The sequence below is a fragment of the Streptomyces sp. P9-2B-2 genome (genome assembly GCF_030406865.1).
Lineage (GTDB): Bacteria > Actinomycetota > Actinomycetes > Streptomycetales > Streptomycetaceae > Streptomyces > Streptomyces platensis.
The window spans coordinates 4,525,096-4,544,807 of the sequence record NZ_CP129126.1 but is presented as its reverse complement, the minus strand read 5'-3'; the positions used below and the strand labels follow the sequence as shown (position 1 = coordinate 4,544,807).

The window sequence follows — 19,712 nt, the reverse complement described above, 5'->3', positions numbered from 1 at the left end:
CGGCGATACTCAAGGGGTGAACGAGCTCACCGACCACGATCTCGTCGTGCTGGCCGGCGGCGCGGCCCGGCGGCTCGGCGGGGCGGACAAGCCCGCCCTGTCCGTCGGCGGCCGTCCGCTGCTGGACCGGGTGCTTGCCGCCTGCCCCGACGCCGCGACGACCGTCGTCGTCGGCCCCGCACGCCCGACCACCCGCGCCGTCGTCCACGCCCTGGAGGACCCGCCCGGCGGCGGCCCGCTCGCCGCACTGGACGCCGGCCTGCGCCACACCACCGCCCCCACGGTGCTCGTCCTCTCCGCCGACCTCCCGTTTCTGACAGCGGCGACGGTACGGGCCCTCCTGGCGGCGGCGACGCGCACGACAGTCGCTGCCGGACCGGGCGGGAGTCCCGCGCCGCCCGACGGGGCGATGCTCCGGGACGCCTCGGGGCGGGACCAATCGCTGGTGGCGGCCTACCGGGCCGAGCCGCTGCGCCGTGCACTGACACGGATCCGGGCCGCACACGGCAGCCTCGCCGGGCTCCCGCTGCGCGCGCTGCTGGCCGAGTTGGTGCTCGAACGGGTTCCGGACCCCACCGCCACGGCTTCCTTCGACTGCGACACCTGGGAAGACATCAGCGCGGCACGCGCCCGTATCAGGGAGCATGGGAACGTGTTGGACGAATGGATCACCGCAGTCAAGGCCGAACTGGGCATCGAGCTCGATGTCGACACGGCGGCGCTTCTCGATCTCGCGCGGGACGCGGCCCATGGCGTGGCCCGCCCCGCCGCGCCGCTGACGACCTTTCTGATCGGTTATGCGGCGGGCCGCCAGGACCGGGACGTGCAGGAACTGGCCGACCGGGCCGCCGCGCTGGCCCACCGCTGGGCGGCCGAGACCGAGGACGCGTCCGACGCCGCCGGCGCCACGGGTGCCGAAGCGAAGCCCGCGGAATGACCGACGGGGAGTGGGGCGGGGAGGCCGGCGGCGTGGTGGGCCGACCGTGGGACGAACCCTCGGCCGAGGGCCGCGGCGACCCCTTCGACGATGCGCTCGCGCTGGCCAACGGCACGGCACCGCAGTGCGTACGGCCCGGGTCGGGGCCCGGGATCACGGCCGTCACCGCGCCGTACGCCGCCGGAGGGGCCATGGCAGCAGCCTCCTCCGCGACCGGCGGCGGCGACGCCCCGTACACACCGGACGACCCCTTCGCGCCGGACGACCCCGCCGCCCGGAGCGGCCCCTCCGGCCCCGTGGACCCCATGCCTCCCACCGGCCCCGGCCCGCGTCCCACCCCGGCCGCCGTCCCCTGGCACACCGCCCGCCGTCTCGCCGAGCGCGCCGCCCCCGGGCCGCTCGCGCCCGAGACCTCGGCGCTCGGCGAGACACTCGGCCGTACGCTCGCCGCCCCCCTCACCGCGCTCACCGATCTGCCGTCGTTCGACACCTCCGCGATGGACGGCTGGGCGGTCGCCGGCCCCGGCCCCTGGCGCCTGGTCCGGCCCGGCGACGCATCCGAGGCGGGCCCCCCGTCCGGCATCCTCGCCGGTCATGCCCCCACCGAGGTGCTCCTCGACGGCCATGCGATCCCGATCGCCACCGGCGCGCGCGTACCGTCCGGCGCCACCGCCGTACTGCGCAGCGAGCACGGTGAGGTCCGTGAGCTGAGCGACGGCGGACGACGGCTGTACGCACCGCGGCCCGCGCCGCCCGGTCAGGACATCCGCCCGCGCGGCCAGGAGTGCCGCCGCGGCGACCAACTGCTGCCCGCGGGCGCCCTGGTGACCCCCGCCGTCCTCGGCCTGGCCGCGGCGGCCGGCTACGACGAGCTGACCGCCTACCGCCGCCCACGTGCCGAAATCTTCGTCCTGGGCGACGAGTTGCTGGACGAGGGGCTGCCGCGGGACGGCCGGATCCGCGACGCCCTCGGCCCGATGCTCGCCCCCTGGCTGCATGCGCTGGGCGTCGAGGCGGCGGCGCCCCGCCACCTCGCCGACGAGGCCGACACGCTGTACGCCGCCCTCGCGGAGTCCACCGCCGACGTGGTGATCACGACGGGCGGTACCGCGTCGGGCCCCGTCGACCATGTGCACCCCACCCTGCGCCGGCTCGACGCGGAGGTGCTGGTGGACGGGGTGGCGGTACGCCCTGGGCACCCCATGCTGCTGGCCCGCCTGGCCCCGCGCCGGTACCTCGTCGGCCTGCCCGGCAACCCCCTCGCCGCCGTCTCCGGCCTGCTCACCCTCGCCGAACCGCTGCTCCGTACGCTCGCCGCCCGCCGGCCCGCCGCGCCGTACCGTACGCCGCTGGCCGCCGCGGTCACCGGGCATCCGCAGGACACCCGGCTCGTCCCGGTGGCCTACCGCGACGACGAGCGGCACGGGCTGACGGCGGTACCGCTGCGCTTCCACGGCCCGGCCATGCTGCGCGGGATCGCCGCCGCCGATGCGCTGGCCGTCGTCCCGCCCGGGGGCGCGGCGCGCGGCACCGAACTCGAAATCCTGGAACTCCCCTGGTCGGCGGGCTGGTCAGCGGGCTGGTCCGCGGGCTGGACGCCCGGCTGGGCCGCCCCCGGGGACCCGTACGACCCCCCTGAGGCCACCGGAGGCCGCGCGTGAAGCTCCCGTCCCAGGACGCCGCGGCGCGGGAGGTGCCCGAGGACCGTTCGCACCGGGTGCTGCTGCCGCGCCGCGCCCCCAAGCCGCCGCTGCGGCAGGTCGCCCGCCGGCTGCTGATGGCCCTGTTCGTGCTGCTCGCGACGGTCTTCATCGTCTGGATCGACCGCAACGAGTACCACGACAACGCCGATGGCAAGGTCGATCTGCTCGACTGCTTCTACTACGCGACCGTCACGCTCTCGACCACGGGCTACGGCGACATCGTCCCGTACGGCGACAGCGCGCGGCTGCTGAACATCCTGCTCATCACGCCGCTCCGGGTGCTGTTCCTGATCATCCTGGTCGGCACCACACTGGAAGTGCTCACCGAGCGCACCCGCGAGCAGTGGCAACTGAAACGCTGGAGAAACGCCTTGCGCGACCACACCGTCATCGTCGGCTTCGGGACGAAGGGCCGTTCCGCCGCCCAGACCCTGTGCGCGACGGGGCTGCACCGCGACCGCATCGTCATCGTCGACCCCAGCAGCAAAGTGATCGACGCGGCGGTGGCCGACGGGTTCGCGGGGGTGGTCGGCGACGCGACCCGCAGCGATGTGCTCCTCCGGGCCGAGGTCCAGCGCGCCCACCAGGTCGTGATCGCCACACAGCGCGATGACACCGCCGTGCTGGTCTCGTTGACCGCCCGTCAGCTCAACAAGCGGGCGAACATCGTCGCCGCGGTGCGGGAGGAGGAGAACGCCCCGCTGCTGCGGCAGTCCGGCGCCAACTCCGTGATCACGTCGGCCAGCGCGGCCGGCCGGCTGCTCGGGCTGTCCGTGCACAGCCCCAGCGCGGGCACCGTCATGGAGGACCTGATCCAGCAGGGCAGCGGCCTCGACCTGGTGGAACGCACGGTGGTGAAGGCGGAGGTCGGCAAGTCCGTACGGGAGACCGACGACTTGGTGGTGTCCGTGCTGCGTGGCCACCGGCTCATCGGCTACGACGATCCGGAGGCCAGTCCGCTGCAGAGCACGGACCGTCTGATCACCATCGTGCGGGCGGCTCCGGCGGAGGCGGTGGACCACTCCGGCAAGCCGTCCACCAAGCCGACCCTCCCCGGTACCGGCGTCGCCCCGATGCGCCGCGTGGATGAATAACCGCACGTCGTGCGGGGGTGGATGGCCGACCCGGTGGTAGTTGTCGGCCCCCGCACCTTCGCTCCGTGCGCGGTCGGCGAGTAGCCTCGCGCCCATGCGAGCGATCACTATCCCGGAGCCCGGTGGCCCCGAAGCACTTGTCTGGGCGGACGTGCCCGATCCGCAGCCCGCCGAGGGCGAGGTCCTGATCGAGGTCGCGGCCAGCGCCGTGAACCGCGCGGACCTGCTCCAGCGCCAGGGCTTCTACGACCCGCCGCCCGGCTCGTCCCCCTATCCGGGGCTGGAGTGTTCGGGACGGATCAGCGCGCTCGGCCCCGGGGTGCACGGCTGGGCCGTCGGCGACGAGGTGTGTGCGCTGCTGGCGGGCGGCGGCTACGCGGAGAAGGTCGCGGTCCCGGCCGGTCAGGTGCTGCCGGTGCCGTCCGGTGTGGACCTGGTCACCGCCGCTGCGCTGCCCGAGGTGACCTGCACGGTCTGGTCGAACGTCTTCATGATCGCGCACCTGCGGCCCGGCGAGACGCTGCTGGTCCACGGCGGTGCCAGCGGCATCGGCACGATGGCGATCCAGCTCGCCAAGGCCGTCGGCGCACGGGTCGCGGTGACCGCGGGCGGCCCCGAGAAGCTGTCCCGCTGCGCCGAACTGGGCGCGGACATCCTCATCGACTACCGCGAACAGGACTTCGTCCAGGAGATCCGCAAGGCCACCGACGGCACGGGCGCGGATGTCATCCTCGACATCATCGGCGCCAAGTACCTCCAGCGGAACGTCAAGGCGCTGGCGGTGAGCGGCCGGCTGGCCATCATCGGGCTTCAGGGCGGGGTCAAGGCGGAGCTGAATCTCGCGGCACTGATGGCCAAGCGCGCCGCGATCACCGGCGCCGGGCTGCGCGCCCGCCCGCTGAACGAGAAGGCGGCCATCGTCGCCGCGGTACGCGAACACGTCTGGCCGCTGATCGCCAACGGCCAGGTCCGGCCGATCGTGGACCGCCTCCTCCCGATGGCGGACGCCGCCGAGGCACACCGGGTCGTGGACGCGAGTGCCCATGTCGGCAAGGTCGTCCTGACGGTCTGAGCCCCCGCCTGACCCCGGCCCCGCGCGCTGTCCGCGCCCGCCCCTCCCCCCTGTGCGCCCGATAACCCGCCCGACATGTCCAAGATGCCGTGAATCTCATCACATGTGACGCTGGGCAGGTCACTCGACGGCTCGGCACGGGAGGGGCACTGTGGTCGCTCCAGGATTCCGTTCGCGCATCGCCACCGGTCTGCTGGTGGCTGCCGTCGTGCTGCCCGTACCGATAGGAGCCACCTCCGCCGCGGCCGCGGACCGGCGGGCCACTCCCGTCGACCGTCCCCCGCTTCTCGCCCGCCCGGGCGACCAGCCCGACGACGTCCCCGGCGCCGACGGCTTCGGCCTGGACGGGCTGGATGACTTCGCGATCGGCCCGCCGCCGGTCGACGGGCCCGGGGCCGGAGGGGGCCGGGTGCGTGCCGGGCACCGGGGCCACCCCGGGGCTCCGGCGCTGCCGGACCGCTACCCCGGCCTGCCGGACGCCCTTCCGGGCGTCCCGCACCGGCCGTCGCATCACCACCACTTCGGGGGGCTCCGCGGGCACGGACGGTGGCACCACCACCCGCATCACCCGTTCGGCCCAGATTTCCCGCCGTACTCCCTCCCCGACGACGGCAGTGCCGACTTCACCGGGCCCGGCAGGCATCGGCACCCGGACGTGGCGTCCGACGCCGACCGTGCGCACGCACGGCCCGGCCGGCGCGCCCCGAAGAAGCACCACAAGCCAGCGGCGTCCGCATCTCACGAGGCAGCGGCCACCCCGTCACGGCCCGCTCCTTCCCGCCGCTACGACGTCGCGGACCGGTTCAGCCGGCGCACCTACGAGGCTTTGCCGCCCCTCCCGACGCCCACCCCGAAGGGCGGCTCCGTGCCGGAGAGCACGGCTGACGACGCGGCGGCCACGGCGACCCCGTACGCCATGGACACTCCCGTGGCGCCGGTCGAGCGGGTTCTCCCGATGGGCGCCGGCCTTGCTCTCACCGGTCTGGGGCTGGCCTTCTTCGCCCTGCGGCTGCGCCGGGGCTGATGATTTCGGTGGTTTCACGTGAAACGGCGAGAATCCGCTGTTTCACGTGAAACAGCGGCGGCCGGGTCCGCGCCGAAGGGTGGATCACCTTCTCCCCGGGGCACCACTTGCCTGGAGCCCGCGTACGAGAGAATGGCGGCATGGATATGCCGATGAATGAACGGTCGCAGGAGAATCCGCACGTCCTGGTGGTCGGCCCGGACGGCATGGCGCTCGGCGGCGCGGGCTCCGGCGGCGGGGAAGACGGCGAAGAGTCCCGGGAGACCCCCTTGACGGACATGGTCGAACAGCCTGCGAAGGTCATGCGCATCGGCAGCATGATCAAGCAGCTGCTGGAAGAGGTGAAGGCCGCTCCTCTGGACGAGGCGAGCCGGGTACGGCTCAAGGAGATCCACTCCAGCTCGGTCAAGGAGCTGGAGGACGGCCTGGCGCCCGAGCTGGTCGAGGAGCTGGAACGGCTGTCGCTGCCGTTCACCGATGAATCGGTGCCGACGGATGCGGAGCTGCGGATCGCCCAGGCCCAGCTGGTCGGCTGGCTGGAGGGTCTCTTCCACGGCATCCAGACCGCACTGTTCGCCCAGCAGATGGCGGCCCGCGCCCAGCTGGAGTCGATGCGCCGTGCGCTGCCGCCCGGTGCCGTTCCGATGGACGGCGAGGAGGGCACGCCCGGTCACGGCGGCGCCCGCTCGGGCCCGTATCTCTGATCCGGGCTTGTTTTCTCCAGCGACCCGCAGCAAGCAGCAGGGGCCGGCACGCAGCGCGCGTGCCGGCCCCTCGTACGTGTCCGGGTTTAGTAGTGACCCGTCGAGACGGTCAGTTCGATCGTCTCGCCGCTCTTCGGGTCCCAGCGCTCCAGGCTCGCCGGCTTCGTCTGTATGACCGTGTTCTTGGCCGTGTACCCACGGTCCTCTTCAGTGACCTTGTACTTCCACCCCGCCGCGTCGAGGCAGGCCTTCACCGAGTCCAGATTCTTGTAGGTGAGGAAGGGGAAGTAGACCTTCTTCGGTTCGCTGTAGGGAGAGTCCGGCTTGGTGCACTCGGTGGAATCGACCGTCTTCGTCTTGTCCTCAGGCATCACGCTCTGGGTGGGTGACGCCGAGTACGCGTAGGTCGATGTCGAGCTGGGGTCCGGGTCGTCGCTGCCACCGGCGCTCAGCCCGATGCCGATGGCGATCGCGGTGACCACGATGACCCCGATGATCGCTGAGACGACGATCACCGCGGAGTTATTCTTCCGCGGGGCGGGACGGCCGGTCGACGGCATCGAGGCCGTCACCGGGGGCGGTGTGTAGGCCGGGGGCTGCTGGTAGCCACCCGTATTGAACGGCGCCGGACCCGGAACGGGGCCCGGCGCGGGCGTCGGGTAGGCGTTGTTCGGCGGCAGGGGCAGGGGCGGGGGCGTCGAGGGACCGAAGGCGGCTGCCTGCGTCGGCTGGTAGGGCTGCTGCACGCTCGGCGGGGCCGGGGTGTGCGGGTTGCCGGAGGCGCTGGGGAAGACCGCGGAGGAGACCGACGCACCGCTGGTGCGGGCCCGCGGGCCCTCGCTGATGATCAGCGGCGTCGCACCGGACTGCCCGGACCCGACGATCCGCAGACACTCGTCCCGCATCGCCTCGGAGGTGGGGAACCGTTCGTTGGGGTTCTTCTTCAGCGCACGGGCCACCAGCGCGTCCACGGCCGGCGGCAGCGAGCTGTTGATGCTCGACGGGACCGGGGGCTCTTCCTGGACATGCGCGTAGGCGATGGCGAGCGGGGAGTCCGCGTCGAACGGCAGCTGGCCGGTCAGCAGCTCGAAGAGCATGATGCCGACGGAGTAGAGGTCGGAGCGGGCATCCACACTGCGGCCCAGCGCCTGCTCGGGCGACAGATACTGCGGAGTGCCGACGACCATGCCGGTCTGCGTCATGGACGTCACACCGGACTGCATGGCACGGGCGATACCGAAGTCCATGACCTTGACGACGCCGCGCTTGTTCAGCATCACATTGCCGGGCTTGATGTCCCGGTGGACCAGGCCCATTTCATGGCTGACCTCGAGCGCGGCCAGAACATCGGCCGTGATCTTCAAGGCCTTATCCGTCGGCATCGCGCCATGTTGCGCGACATCGGTGTCCAGATCCGAGCGCAGCGGCTGACCCGCGACGTACTCCATGACGATGTACGGCACCATAGCGCCGTCGAGCTCGTCCTCACCGGAGTCGAAGACGGAGACGATATTGGTGTGCGTGAGCTTCGCCACGGACTGGGCCTCACGGCGGAAGCGCTCACGGAAGGCCTGCTCGCGGCCGAGCTCGGTGTGCAGCGTCTTGATCGCGACCTCGCGGTCCAGCACGCTGTCGTAGGCGAGGTGTACGGAAGCCATTCCGCCCGCGCCGAGAAGATCACGAAGCTGGTAACGTCCTCCGCCGACCGAACGGCCCTCGAATTGGCCCTGAGCGCCGTCCTGGCTCATCGTTCCGCTTCCCCCTAGGCCGCACTACCCGTACGTATAGCGATCAAAATCTGGAATTTCGCAGCCAAGTCTGCCCCAGGCCTCGGACACGTCAAGCCGTGTGCCCGTTCCGTGACCAGATGTGCAAGATCCCGTCACGGCGGTGCGACGTTTTGGCGCCCGATTACCCCCGGTGAACTTGCGATCTTTGACTTCCGGCGGGTGTGATGACCGGTCCACGACGGACCGGTGGGTGTCGCGGAACCTGTAGCGTGCTCTAGCGAAGACCGATGACCTTACCGCTCTCATGCGGATCGATTCGACGGCGAGGACCGATGGCACCGACGCAGAGCCCCCAGGGCCCGTCCGACCATGAGGCCACCGGCTCCAATATCCCCGACGCACCGGAGATGTGGGGCAACGGCGGGCTGGTCGGCGATGGCCGCTACCGGCTCACGCGACGGCTCGGCCGCGGTGGCATGGCGGAGGTGTTCGCAGCCGAGGACGTACGTCTCGGCCGTACCGTCGCCGTGAAGCTGCTGCGCTCCGACCTCGCCGAGGACCCGGTCTCCAAGGCCCGGTTCACGCGGGAGGCACAGTCCGTGGCCGGACTGAACCACCACGCCGTGGTCGCGGTCTACGACTCCGGCGAGGACCTGGTCGGCGGCAACACCGTGCCGTACATCGTGATGGAGCTGGTCGAGGGCCACACCATCCGCGATCTGCTGCTCAACGCCGACGCCCCGCCGCCGGACCAGGCGCTGATCATCGTCTCCGGTGTGCTGGAGGCGCTGGCCTACAGCCACCAGCACGGCATCGTGCACCGTGACATCAAGCCCGCGAACGTGATCATCACGAACAGCGGCGCCGTCAAGGTCATGGACTTCGGCATCGCCCGTGCGCTGCACGGCGCCCAGTCGACCATGACCCAGACCGGCATGGTCATGGGCACCCCTCAGTACCTCTCCCCGGAGCAGGCGCTCGGCAAGACCGTCGACACCCGCTCCGACCTCTACGCCACCGGCTGTCTGCTCTACGAACTCCTCGCGCTGCGGCCGCCGTTCACCGGCGAGACCCCGCTCTCGGTCGTTTACCAGCATGTCCAGGACATGCCGGTGGCGCCGTCGCAGGTCGCCGACGCGGTGCCGCCGGAGCTGGACGGCCTGGTCATGCGGTCGCTGGCGAAGGACCCCGACGACCGCTTCCAGTCCGCCGAGGAGATGCGCGGCCTGGTCCAGTACTCCCTCCAGATGCTGCATGAGCAGGGCGGCCACACCGGCACGTGGAGCACCGGCCCGGTCGCCCTGCATGAGGGCGGCCTCTCCCCGGCCATGGGCGCCGCGGCCACCACGGCGCTGCCGCACCCCGACGCCGGCCAGACCACGGCGCAGCCGATTCTGTCCCCCGGTATGCGGGCCGACGACGGCGGTTTCGACGGCGGGCCCCGGGGGACCAAGAGCGGCCGCGGCAAGATCTGGCTGATCGCGGCGATGGCGGTGATCGCCATCGCGGCGGGTGTGGCTTTCGCGCTGCAGAACACCGGCGGTGAGGGCAAGAAGCACGAGACGCCCACCTCGCAGTCGCCGACGCCGTCGGAGGACGACAAGACGAGCGAGCCGCCGACGGAGGAGCCGAGCACTCCGGAGACCGCGCCCGAAGACACCGGTGACACCGGCACCTACTCCGAGCCGCCGAGCCAGCAGCCCAGCACGCCGCCGTCGTCACAGCCGCCGACGTCCCAGCCGCCGACCTCGGAGCCGCCGACGTCCGAGCCGCCGACGTCGCAGCCGCCGACCGATCCCACCGATCCCACCGACCCCACCGGCGGGACCGCTGACGGGGGCACCGGCGACGGGGGCACCGCCGACGGCGGCTCGGACACCGGACTGACCTCGGGCGCGACCGGCTGACGGGCGTCCCCCGCCTCAGCGGGTGAACGCGTTCCGAACGGCCCGGTACTCGCGGGTCCACCAGACGGCCAGGGCGGCCGCCGCCGGGAATTGTGGATCGGTGCGGCGGTCGCCCAGCTGGTAGCGCCAGGTGAGCATCCAGAAGTCGTTCAGCCGCTCCCACCACACCCGGTGGACGGCCGCCGCGAGTTCCTCGGCACCGGCCCCGCAGGCCCTGCGGTAGGCGCCCGCGTACGCCGCCACCTTGCCCAGATCCAGCGTGCCGCAGGGGCGTACGAAGAAGATCGCGGCGGCGCGTACCGCCTCCTCGGCGCGCGGCTGGACGCCCAGCCGGTCCCAGTCGACGATCGCGGTCGGTTCCGTGCCCCGGTAGAGCACATTCAGCGGGTGGAAGTCGCCGTGCACCCAGCCCGCGGGGGGCTCCGCGCCCGGGGCCGGCCGGCGGTGCGCCTGCTGCGTCAGCAGGGCCCGGCGCTCCAGCAGACGGTGTTCGGCGAGTTCGTCGAAGCTGGTCCGCGGCCGGGCTCCCCGGGCCAGGGCCAGCAGCTCGTCGATCATCTCGAAGGTCCGCTCGGGGTCGGCGCCGGCGTCCGCGCAGGGGGGCCGGGGCGGATGCGGCTCGTCCGCCATGACCTCCTCCAACGCGTTGTGCACGAGCCCGAGCAGGGCGCCGAGCCGCCGGGACTGGTCGCGGGTCAGGGCGGCGCCGCCGAGGTGGCGGCCTTCGACCCAGGGGTGCAGCGCGTAGCAGCGGCCGTCGAGGACGGTGACGGTGCGGCCGTCCGTATGGGCGACGGGTGGGGCGACCGGCAGCCCCAGCGCGGCGAGGCGGTAGGTGGCGCGGTGCTGGCGGGTGAGGGCTGCGTGGTCGCCGTCGAGGTGGTGCTTGAGGAAGTAGCGGCCGCGGGTGGTGGCGAGGAAGTAGCCGTGGTTGAGCAGGCCCTCGGCGACGGGTTCACAGGACAGCGGCGCACCGGCGCCTGCGTAATGGCGGAGCAGGGATCCGAGGGTGTCTCTGTCGGGCGTCGCCGCCGTCCGGACTACAGATGAGCGCAGCACGCGCCAGATGTTAGATCAACTACGCCCGTCGGAGTGGGTGTGCCGGAAGGCCTTACGCAGAGTGCGCAGAGGGGTGGAGTGCACCTCGGCGCCCGTTCGGCGGGGTCTGCCGGTGGCGGTAATCGCAGGGAATCCGCGGGATGGTGCGCCGGGGTGCGCGCCGGTATTCCGTGAGCTGTTCAGTGCCGTTCCGCCTGCATTCGGGCGACATAGGCGGCGGCCTGGGAGCGCCGCTCCATTCCGAGCTTGGACAGCAGACTGGAAACGTAATTCTTGATCGTTTTCTCGGCGAGATGGAGCCGTTCGCCGATAGCGCGATTGGTCATTCCCTCGCCGATCAGATCGAGGATCCTGCGCTCCTGGTCGGTGAGGCTCGCCAGCCGGTCGTCGCCCTTCGCATTGTTGCCGTCGCGCAGCCGCTCCAGCACCCGGGCGGTGGCCACGGGGTCGAGCAGGGACTTGCCGGCCGCCACCTCGCGGACCGCGGAGAGCAGTTCGTTCCCTCGGATGGCCTTGAGGACATAACCGGACGCACCGGCCATGATCGCATCGAAAAGGGCCTCGTCATCCGCGAACGAGGTGAGCATCAGGCATTTGATGTCCTCGTCCTGCGAACGGATCTCGCGGCAGACCTCGACACCGCTCCCGTCCGGCAGCCGGACGTCGAGCACCGCCACGTCCGGACGGGTCGCCGGGATCCTGACCAGGGCATCTGCGGCAGTGCCGGCCTCGCCGACCACCTCGATGTCCTCCTCGACCGAGAGCATTTCGTGGACGCCGCGCCGGACAACTTCGTGGTCGTCGAGCAGGAATACCGTGATTTTTCCGTCTTCGCGCACCCCGCCAGTCTCACACATCAACCCTTCCCGTGCTCCAGGTCACCGATATAACGTGCCGTTGTCCCGGCGGCCTGCAACGCTGTGACCAGGAGTTGTTCCAAGCCTTCGCGATTTACTTGGAAATCCAAGCAAAATCGCAGGTCAGCGCCGTTTCCACTTCGGCTTTGACAATGGGTAACGTGCAATGAGCAGGCCACTGTCCGGGAGCTTTGTTCCACCCGGAGCCGGGCCGCGATCGCACACACCCCGTGCGCCGTATCGGATACCGGGTGAGCCGCAATACGGCCACCGGCGGACCCCGGGGGCCGGACAGACGGAGGAGCAGCACGTGACCGTGGAAGGCACTGCGCAGCGGAAAAACGCCCGCGGCAGCAGCAAGCGCACCACCGCCAAAAAGGCGACGTCGGCCAAGAAGGCGTCCCCGGCCAAGGCCCGGAACTCCGGCCGGCCCGACGAGGCGGAGCAGGATCAGCTCGTACAACTGCTGACGCCCGAAGGCAAGCGGATCGAGCACCCGGATTACTCGATCGACCTTTCCGCCGAAGAGCTGCGCGGCCTCTACCGCGACATGGTGCTGACGCGGAAGTTCGATGCCGAGGCGACCACCCTCCAGCGCCAGGGCGAACTGGGCCTGTGGGCCTCGCTGCTGGGCCAGGAGGCCGCTCAGATCGGCTCGGGCCGCGCGCTGCGCGATGACGACTACGTCTTTCCGACCTACCGCGAGCACGGCGTGGCGTGGTGCCGCGGCGTCGACCCGACGAACCTGCTGGGCATGTTCCGCGGGGTCAATCACGGCGGCTGGGACCCCAACAGCAACAACTTCCACCTGTACACGATCGTCATCGGTTCGCAGACGCTGCACGCGACCGGCTATGCGATGGGCGTGCAGAAGGACGGCGCGGATTCCGCGGTCATCGCCTATTTCGGTGACGGTGCTTCCAGCCAGGGAGATGTCGCGGAATCCTTCACCTTCTCCGCGGTCTACAACGCCCCGGTCGTGTTCTTCTGCCAGAACAACCAGTGGGCGATTTCCGAACCCACCGAGAAGCAGACCCGGGTGCCGCTCTACCAGCGCGCCCGCGGATTCGGCTTCCCCGGCGTACGGGTCGACGGCAATGACGTCCTGGCCTGTCTGGCGGTGACCAAGGCGGCGCTGGAGCGGGCGCGCACCGGCCAGGGTCCGATGCTGATCGAGGCGTTCACGTACCGCATGGGTGCGCACACCACCTCCGACGACCCGACAAAGTACCGGGAGGACGAGGAGCGGGTGGCCTGGGAGGCCAAGGACCCGATCCTGCGGCTGCGGACGTACCTGGAGGCCGAGGGCCTGGTCGACGAGGCGTACCTCGCGTCGATCGACGAGGAGAGCGAGGCCCTGGGCAAGCGGGTCCGCGATGCCGTGCGTGCCATGCCCGACCCGGACGACATGGCGATCTTCGAGAATGTCTATGCCGACGGGCATGCGCTCGTCGATGAGGAGCGCGCGCAGTTCGCCGCGTACCAGGCGTCGTTCGCCGACGCCGATGCCGCCGCGGAGGGGAACTGACCATGGCCGTCTTCGAGAAGATCACCATCGCCAAGGCGATCAATGAGTCGCTGCGTGCCTCCATGGAGGCCGACCCCAAGGTCCTCGTCATGGGCGAGGACGTCGGCAAGCTCGGCGGCGTCTTCCGTGTCACCGACGGACTCCAGAAGGACTTCGGCGAGGACCGGGTGATCGACACCCCGCTCGCCGAGTCCGGCATCGTCGGCACCGCGATCGGTATGGCGCTGCGCGGCTACCGCCCGGTCGTCGAGATCCAGTTCGACGGCTTCGTCTTCCCGGCTTACGACCAGATCGTCACCCAGCTCGCGAAGATGCACGCCCGCGCGCTGGGCAAGGTCAAGGTGCCGGTCGTCATCCGCATCCCGTACGCGGGCGGTATCGGTGCGGTCGAGCACCACTCCGAGTCCCCCGAGGCGCTCTTCGCGCATGTCGCGGGCCTCAAGATCGTTTCTCCCTCGAACTCCTCCGACGCCTACTGGATGCTCCAGCAGGCCATCGCGGGCGATGACCCGGTCATCTACTTCGAGCCCAAGCGCCGCTACCACGACAAGTCGCGGCTGGACACCGAGTCGATCCCGGACCCGCTGCACAAGGCCCGGATCGCCCGGACCGGCTCCGACCTCACGCTGGCCGCATACGGTCCGATGGTCAAGGTCTGCCAGGACGTCGCCAATGTCGCGGCCGAGGAGGGCAAGTCGCTCGAGGTCGTCGACCTGCGCTCGCTCTCCCCGATCGACTTCGACACCGTGCAGTCCTCGGTGCAGAAGACCGGCCGGCTCGTCGTCGTCCACGAAGCCCCGGTCTTCTTCGGCGCCGGTGCCGAGATCGCCGCCCGGATCACCGAGCGGTGCTTCTACCACCTGGAGGCCCCGGTCCTGCGGGTCGGCGGTTTCCACTCCCCGTATCCGCCCTCCCGTCTGGAGGACGAGTACCTTCCGGGACTGGACCGGGTGCTCGACGCCGTTGATCGTGCGTTGGCGTACTGAGGGTTTGAGGAGAGTTCGTGACCATGACTGCAAGTACCGCCAACGCTCAGCGCTTCCGCGAGTTCAAGATGCCCGACGTCGGCGAGGGGCTGACCGAGGCAGAGATCCTCAAGTGGTACGTCAAGCCGGGCGACACCGTCACCGACGGCCAGGTCGTCTGTGAGGTCGAGACCGCCAAGGCCGCCGTCGAACTGCCCATTCCCTACGACGGGGTGGTGCACGAGCTGAACTTCGGTGAGGGCGTCACCGTCGACGTCGGCACCGTCATCATCTCCGTGGACACCGACCCCGGAGCCGGGCCCGCCACGGCACCGGCCGCGGTCGAGGCGCCGCCGGAGGCCGCCAAGGCCGAGGAGGAGGCCGAGCCGCAGGGCCGGCAGGCGGTGCTGGTCGGCTACGGCGCAGCGCCGTCCTCGACCAAGCGCCGGGCCCGCAAGCCCCAGCCGGGGGTGCCGGCCCAGCCGGAGCCCGTGAGCGCCGCGCTCCAGGCCGAGCTGAACGGCCGCACGGCGCCCGCGCCGGTCGCGCCCGTGGCTCCGGTCGCGAACGGCACGAGTGCCGGGGCCGCCGGCCGGCCGCTGGCCAAGCCGCCGGTGCGCAAGCTGGCCAAGGACCTCGGGATCGATCTGGCGACGATCGTCCCGAGCGGGCCGGACGGCATCATCACCCGCGAGGACGTGCACGCGGCCGCCGCCCCGGCAGCGGCTCCGGCCGCACCGGCCCAGGTTCCGGCCCCCGTCGCCGAGGCGGTCGCCCCGGCGGAGACCGGCGTCGTCAACGCCGCCGCCCGTGAGCGGCGGGTGCCCGTCAAGGGCGTACGCAAGGCCACCGCTCAGGCGATGGTCGCCAGTGCCTTCACCGCGCCGCATGTCACGGAGTTCATCACCGTCGATGTGACCCGCACGATGAAGCTCGTCCAGGAGCTCAAGCAGGACCCGGACATGGCGGGGCTGCGGGTCAACCCGCTGCTGCTGGTCGCCCGGGCCTTCCTGGTGGCCCTCAAGCGCCACCCCGAGGTCAATGCGGCCTGGGACGAGGCGCGGCAGGAGATCGTCTACAAGGACTACGTGAACCTCGGAATCGCGGCGGCCACCCCCCGTGGGCTGATCGTCCCGAACATCAAGGACGCCGGAGTCAAGACGCTGCCCCAACTCGCAGCGGAACTGGGCGATCTGGTCGCCACCGCCCGCGAGGGCAAGACCTCGCCGGCGGCGATGACCGGTGGCACGGTCACCATCACCAACGTCGGCGTCTTCGGCGTCGACACCGGTACGCCGATCCTCAACCCGGGGGAGTCGGCGATCCTCGCCTTCGGCGCGGTCAAGCTCCAGCCGTGGGTCCACAAGGGCAAGGTGAAGGCGCGCCAGGTCACCACGCTCGCGCTGTCCTTCGACCACCGGCTCGTCGACGGCGAGCTGGGCTCCAAGCTCCTCGCGGATATCGCTGCGGTGCTGGAGCGGCCCAAGCGGCTCATCACCTGGGGATGAGCCGGTATGCGGGGCCGGGCGGTTCGGAGCGGCGTTTCACGTGAAACGCCGGCTCGGGTCCGCACCGGCCCTGTGGACGAGCAGTCGTGGGTCCGCCCCGCGCCGCCGCTCCGCCCCTACATCAGCGACTACGCCGGATACCGGCAGGCCGGGCTGCCGCCGGGCCGGCACCGTGGGCTCCCCTCGCCCCGGCTGACCCTGATCTTCACCCTCGATGAGCCGCTCACGCTGGCCGGTCATCCCGACCCCGGGCAGGCCCCCGGCACGTACGACACCCTCATCGGCGGTCTGCACACCCGCCCTGCGCTGATCGACCACCAGGGCCGTCAGTCCGGCATCCAGATCGGTCTGCATCCACTGGGCGCCCGCGCCCTGCTGGGGCTGCCGGCCGGTGAGCTGGCGAGCCTCGACCTTCCCGCGGAAGCCGTCCTCGGACGGTTTGGCGCAGACCTCGGTGAGCGGCTGCGGACGGCCCGCGGCTGGCCGGAGCGGTTCGCGCTGCTGGATGCCGCTCTGCTGCAACGCCTGTCGCGCGAACCGGGCGGCTCCGTCCCCGCCCCCGGTCCGTCGCCCGAAATCGTCCGCGCCTGGCAGCTGCTGGCGTGTTCGCGGGGCGCCGCCCCGGTGGCCACGCTCGCCGAGGACGTCGGCTGGAGCGCGCGCCATCTGACCGCCCGCTTCCGGCAGGAAACCGGGCTGACGCCCAAGACCGCCGCCCGGGTCATCCGCTTCGACCGGGCACGGCGGCTGCTCGGCGCCGGGGCCCGTACCGGCCGCCCACCGCTGCTGGCCGATCTGGCCGTGCGCTGCGGCTACTTCGACCAGGCCCATCTCGCCCGGGAGTTCCGCTCGCTGGCCGGCTGTCCGCCCAGCCAGTGGCTCGCCGAGGAGTTCCGAAACGTCCAAGCCGCCGGGGACGCCGTCGGGGAACGCTGAAGTCGGCGGCCCATCGGGGGCCACCCACCGACCAGGAGGTCCGGCGATATGCCCGAGAACCAGTCCGACACCACCCCCGCCCCGCAGGTATGGCCGACGCTGCGGGCTCGCGATGCCCGTGGGCTGATCCGTTTCCTGGTCGAGGCGTTCGGCTTCGAGGAGACCGTGGTCTTTGGAGAGGGCGAGCGCGTTGAGCATGCCCAGCTTTCCTGGCCGGAAGGCGGTGGCATCATGCTCGGCTCCGTCAGGGAGGCCGAGGACGACCGCTGGCCGCTGCGGCCCGGGACGTTCGGGGGCTATGTCGTCACCGACCGCCCCGATGAGCTGTGCGCCCGCGCCAGAGCTGCCGGAGCGGAGATCATCGAGGAGCTGAACGACACCGACTACGGCTCGCGGAGCTTCGGCGCCCGCGATCCCGAGGGCAACCTCTGGTCGTTCGGTACGTATCGCGGTGAGCCGCGCAAGGTGTAGCCGGGGCCGCGCGCGACCGGCGGGCCGGTCAGCCGCGGATGAGCTCCACCGCGCGGCTGAAGTGGCCCACCGGCCCGGCCGGACCGGAGCCATCGGCGCGGGCGGCGCCGCGGGTCAGGGCGATGCCCGCCCACAGACCGGCGACGATCAATGCCAGCACGACGGTATTCCGCGTACGGCGGCCGGCGTTCGTCCTGGGCTGCATGGTCCACTCCCCTTGGGTGTCGGAGCCTCCCCGACTCCGTGCCTCTATTCACCCATGAGATTCACCGTGGTCCGTACGCGGCAGGTACGGACTCCTGTCAGACTTGAGGCGGACCCGACATCCCTCTGGAGTGTCCCTTCCGCCGGTGCCCGGGAAAGGGTTTGCCGCGGTCGGCCGCGCTGTTTACGGTCGGCGAAATGAGCAGCGAAATGATCATCCGGCCCTACCAGCCCTCCGACCAGGACGTGGTCACCGATCTGTGGTCCCGGGCTGCACGGCAGGCGTACCCGTTCCTCGACGGGGAGGGCGCGGGCGAGCGGGCCAGGCTCCTCCGTGAGATGTACCTCGTCCAGGCGGAGAACTGGGTGGCCGAACGCGAGGGCCGCGTCATCGGGCTGCTCGGACTGCTGCCCGGCGGATCCGGGGACGGTGAGCGGTCCGGGACCGAGGTCGGCGGGCTGTGCGTGGCGCCGGAGGCCCAAGGCGGCGGAACCGGGCGGGAGTTGCTGGAGCATGCGGCGGCCCTGCACGGCGCGCTGACCCTGGAGGTCTTCGAGGGCAACGACCGGGCCCGCCGCTTCTACGTGCACCTGGGCTTCACGGAGCGCGGGCGGCGGACGGACGAGGAGACCGGCCATCCGCTGATCTCCATGGAGCGCGGCGCACCGTTGAAGTCGGTGAGCTGGCTGCATCTGCGCGAGGGGCGGCTGCTGAGCGTACGGACGCGTGGGAACGACACGTTCTATCTCCCGGGCGGCAAGTACGAGCCCGGCGAGACCGCCCGGGAGGCGCTGTCCCGCGAGCTCGGTGAGGAACTCGGCCTGGTGGTGCCCGCCGACGAGCTGTCGGAAGCCTTCGTCATCCATGCCGTCGCCCACGGGAAGAACGGGCGTCGGCTGCACATGACCTGCTTCACCGGCGGGCCCCAGGCCATCGCACCGGCCCCCGGCCGGGAGATCGCCGAATACGCCTGGTTCGATCGCCAGGAAGCGCGGGAGCGCTGTGCCCCCGCCCACGCACAGGTCGTGAACCGGTTGGTCGCACAGGGGCGGATGCCGGGCTGAGGGTGCCGCCGGGCGGCGGACGGGCCGGGGCGCACACCGGGCGCTGACCGGCCCCCCCCGCCGCTATGACGGGCCCACAACGCCTCCACCAGCGAAAACGTGACCACCCTGTCCGCATCTCGGACTGCGGTGTTGAACGCATACCTGTTGTATCTATCCTGTGCGCATGCCCTCAGCGTCCACGCCCACCGCGCCTGCCAGAGAGTCCGCCGTCAAGCAGCCGCCCGCCGCCGAGCGGGTCTACGCCCATATCAAGGACGCCGTCCTGGACCGCCGCTACGAGGGCGGCATGCTGCTCACCGAGGGCGAGCTGGCCGACGCCGTGGGGGTGTCACGGACACCGGTGCGCGAGGCCCTGCTGCGGCTGGAGGTCGAGGGGCTGATCAGGCTCTACCCCAAGAAGGGCGCGCTGGTGCTGCCGGTCTCCGCGCAGGAGATCGCCGATGTCGTCGAGACCCGGCTGCTGGTGGAGAAGCACGCCGCGGCCAAGGCGGTCCCCGCCAGCGAGGCGCTGGTCGGCGAGCTGACCGAGCTGCTGGAGACGATGCGGGAGCAGGCCGCGTCCGGCGATCTGGCCGCCGTGTCCGTCACCGACCGCGCCTTCCACGCCGCCATCGTGCGCAGCGCAGGCAACCAGATCCTGGACCGGCTCTATGAGCAGCTGCGCGACCGTCAGCTGCGGATGGGTGTCGCGGTGATGCATGCCCATCCGGACCGGATCGCCAAGAACATCACCGAGCATGCGGAGATCCTGGAGGCGCTGCGCGCCGGTGACGCGGACGCCGCGACCGAGGTCGTGCAGCGCCATGTCAGCTGGGTCCGTAACCTCGCCCAGGGCGACGTGCGATGAGCGCCGGCAGCGGAAGCGCCGGTGGCTCCCTCGGCTCGGACGGTGCCGGCGGCTCCGGTATACGCGGCGGCTCCGCCCGGCTGATGCCCGCGGACCCG

General features: G+C 71.4%; 18 protein-coding genes. 14 read left to right on the top strand and 4 right to left on the bottom strand.

All coding sequences use genetic code 11. From position 1 onward, the window contains the following. Positions 1 to 16 precede the first annotated feature (16 nt). The 6 genes from QT196_RS19800 (at position 17) to QT196_RS19775 (ending at position 6,534) form a co-directional block, all read left to right on the top strand. Positions 17 to 937 carry a DUF6457 domain-containing protein gene (locus tag QT196_RS19800; RefSeq protein ID WP_290355340.1) on the top strand — a complete coding sequence of 307 codons (921 nt, stop codon included), beginning with the start codon at positions 17 to 19 and terminating at the stop codon, positions 935 to 937. Continuing rightward, a complete protein-coding gene (locus tag QT196_RS19795; RefSeq protein ID WP_290355339.1) occupies positions 934 to 2,598 on the top strand; it encodes a molybdopterin molybdotransferase MoeA in 1,665 nt (554 codons plus the stop codon). The genes QT196_RS19800 and QT196_RS19795 overlap by 4 nt, the downstream gene beginning before the upstream one ends. After that, positions 2,595 to 3,734, top strand: a complete 1,140-nt coding sequence (locus QT196_RS19790) for a potassium channel family protein (protein WP_168480362.1) — start codon at positions 2,595 to 2,597, stop codon at positions 3,732 to 3,734. Before QT196_RS19795 ends, QT196_RS19790 begins: the two co-directional genes overlap by 4 nt. Before the next feature lie 94 nt (positions 3,735 to 3,828). After that, on the top strand, positions 3,829 to 4,806 hold the full coding sequence (locus QT196_RS19785; protein WP_168480361.1) for an NAD(P)H-quinone oxidoreductase: 978 nt from the start codon (positions 3,829 to 3,831) through the stop codon (positions 4,804 to 4,806). A gap of 151 nt (positions 4,807 to 4,957) precedes the next feature. After that, positions 4,958 to 5,830 carry a hypothetical protein gene (locus QT196_RS19780; RefSeq protein WP_290355338.1) on the top strand — a complete coding sequence of 291 codons (873 nt, stop codon included), beginning with the start codon at positions 4,958 to 4,960 and terminating at the stop codon, positions 5,828 to 5,830. 140 nt (positions 5,831 to 5,970) lie between these two features. Beyond that, on the top strand, positions 5,971 to 6,534 hold the full coding sequence (locus tag QT196_RS19775) for a bacterial proteasome activator family protein (RefSeq protein WP_211117383.1): 564 nt from the start codon (positions 5,971 to 5,973) through the stop codon (positions 6,532 to 6,534). A gap of 86 nt (positions 6,535 to 6,620) precedes the next feature. Here QT196_RS19775 and QT196_RS19770 read toward each other — a convergent pair whose 3' ends face one another. Beyond that, positions 6,621 to 8,282, bottom strand: coding sequence for a protein kinase (locus QT196_RS19770; protein WP_266737468.1), 1,662 nt, complete (start codon positions 8,280 to 8,282; stop codon positions 6,621 to 6,623). Positions 8,283 to 8,596: 314 nt separating this feature from the next. Between QT196_RS19770 and QT196_RS19765 the strand changes: the two genes are divergently transcribed. After that, on the top strand, positions 8,597 to 10,171 hold the full coding sequence (locus QT196_RS19765) for a protein kinase (RefSeq protein ID WP_266737466.1): 1,575 nt from the start codon (positions 8,597 to 8,599) through the stop codon (positions 10,169 to 10,171). Positions 10,172 to 10,186: 15 nt separating this feature from the next. Here QT196_RS19765 and QT196_RS19760 read toward each other — a convergent pair whose 3' ends face one another. Next, positions 10,187 to 11,230 (bottom strand): phosphotransferase, encoded by a 1,044-nt coding sequence (locus QT196_RS19760; protein ID WP_168480358.1) that lies wholly within the window; start codon positions 11,228 to 11,230, stop codon positions 10,187 to 10,189. A gap of 179 nt (positions 11,231 to 11,409) precedes the next feature. After that, positions 11,410 to 12,069 (bottom strand): response regulator transcription factor, encoded by a 660-nt coding sequence (locus QT196_RS19755; RefSeq protein WP_168480357.1) that lies wholly within the window; start codon positions 12,067 to 12,069, stop codon positions 11,410 to 11,412. 328 nt (positions 12,070 to 12,397) lie between these two features. On the opposite strand from QT196_RS19755, the gene pdhA reads away from it, so the two are divergent. The 5 genes from pdhA (at position 12,398) to QT196_RS19730 (ending at position 17,495) form a co-directional block, all read left to right on the top strand. Then, complete coding sequence (pdhA, locus tag QT196_RS19750; protein ID WP_168480356.1) at positions 12,398 to 13,615, top strand: pyruvate dehydrogenase (acetyl-transferring) E1 component subunit alpha; 1,218 nt, start codon at positions 12,398 to 12,400, stop codon at positions 13,613 to 13,615. A gap of 2 nt (positions 13,616 to 13,617) precedes the next feature. Next, positions 13,618 to 14,601, top strand: coding sequence for an alpha-ketoacid dehydrogenase subunit beta (locus tag QT196_RS19745; protein ID WP_085923742.1), 984 nt, complete (start codon positions 13,618 to 13,620; stop codon positions 14,599 to 14,601). 23 nt (positions 14,602 to 14,624) lie between these two features. Then, on the top strand, positions 14,625 to 16,088 hold the full coding sequence (locus tag QT196_RS19740) for a dihydrolipoamide acetyltransferase family protein (protein ID WP_168480355.1): 1,464 nt from the start codon (positions 14,625 to 14,627) through the stop codon (positions 16,086 to 16,088). Positions 16,089 to 16,160: 72 nt separating this feature from the next. After that, positions 16,161 to 17,024: a helix-turn-helix domain-containing protein gene (locus tag QT196_RS19735; RefSeq protein ID WP_211117381.1), complete on the top strand. Its 864-nt coding sequence runs from the start codon at positions 16,161 to 16,163 to the stop codon at positions 17,022 to 17,024. Between the two features lie 48 nt (positions 17,025 to 17,072). Next, positions 17,073 to 17,495 carry a VOC family protein gene (locus tag QT196_RS19730; protein ID WP_168480353.1) on the top strand — a complete coding sequence of 141 codons (423 nt, stop codon included), beginning with the start codon at positions 17,073 to 17,075 and terminating at the stop codon, positions 17,493 to 17,495. 28 nt (positions 17,496 to 17,523) lie between these two features. Here QT196_RS19730 and QT196_RS19725 read toward each other — a convergent pair whose 3' ends face one another. Next, positions 17,524 to 17,700, bottom strand: a complete 177-nt coding sequence (locus QT196_RS19725; protein WP_167536116.1) for a hypothetical protein — start codon at positions 17,698 to 17,700, stop codon at positions 17,524 to 17,526. 197 nt (positions 17,701 to 17,897) lie between these two features. Here QT196_RS19725 and QT196_RS19720 point away from each other — a divergent pair, with 197 nt between their 5' ends. Then, positions 17,898 to 18,764, top strand: coding sequence for a GNAT family N-acetyltransferase (locus QT196_RS19720; RefSeq protein ID WP_266737454.1), 867 nt, complete (start codon positions 17,898 to 17,900; stop codon positions 18,762 to 18,764). Between the two features lie 166 nt (positions 18,765 to 18,930). Then, positions 18,931 to 19,614 (top strand): GntR family transcriptional regulator, encoded by a 684-nt coding sequence (locus QT196_RS19715; protein WP_168480351.1) that lies wholly within the window; start codon positions 18,931 to 18,933, stop codon positions 19,612 to 19,614. Positions 19,615 to 19,712 lie beyond the last annotated feature (98 nt).

What these genes read in the sequence shown, in the direction of transcription:
- QT196_RS19795 (WP_290355339.1), top strand. Translation starts at nt 934, where the DNA reads ATGACCGACGGGGAGTGGGGCGGGGAGGCCGGCGGCGTGGTGGGCCGA.
- QT196_RS19785 (WP_168480361.1), top strand. Translation starts at nt 3,829, where the DNA reads ATGCGAGCGATCACTATCCCGGAGCCCGGTGGCCCCGAAGCACTTGTC.
- QT196_RS19775 (WP_211117383.1), top strand. Translation starts at nt 5,971, where the DNA reads ATGGATATGCCGATGAATGAACGGTCGCAGGAGAATCCGCACGTCCTG.
- QT196_RS19770 (WP_266737468.1), bottom strand. Translation starts at nt 8,282, where the DNA reads ATGAGCCAGGACGGCGCTCAGGGCCAATTCGAGGGCCGTTCGGTCGGC.
- QT196_RS19765 (WP_266737466.1), top strand. Translation starts at nt 8,597, where the DNA reads ATGGCACCGACGCAGAGCCCCCAGGGCCCGTCCGACCATGAGGCCACC.
- QT196_RS19745 (WP_085923742.1), top strand. Translation starts at nt 13,618, where the DNA reads ATGGCCGTCTTCGAGAAGATCACCATCGCCAAGGCGATCAATGAGTCG.
- QT196_RS19740 (WP_168480355.1), top strand. Translation starts at nt 14,625, where the DNA reads ATGACTGCAAGTACCGCCAACGCTCAGCGCTTCCGCGAGTTCAAGATG.
- QT196_RS19730 (WP_168480353.1), top strand. Translation starts at nt 17,073, where the DNA reads ATGCCCGAGAACCAGTCCGACACCACCCCCGCCCCGCAGGTATGGCCG.
- QT196_RS19725 (WP_167536116.1), bottom strand. Translation starts at nt 17,700, where the DNA reads ATGCAGCCCAGGACGAACGCCGGCCGCCGTACGCGGAATACCGTCGTG.
- QT196_RS19720 (WP_266737454.1), top strand. Translation starts at nt 17,898, where the DNA reads ATGAGCAGCGAAATGATCATCCGGCCCTACCAGCCCTCCGACCAGGAC.
- QT196_RS19715 (WP_168480351.1), top strand. Translation starts at nt 18,931, where the DNA reads ATGCCCTCAGCGTCCACGCCCACCGCGCCTGCCAGAGAGTCCGCCGTC.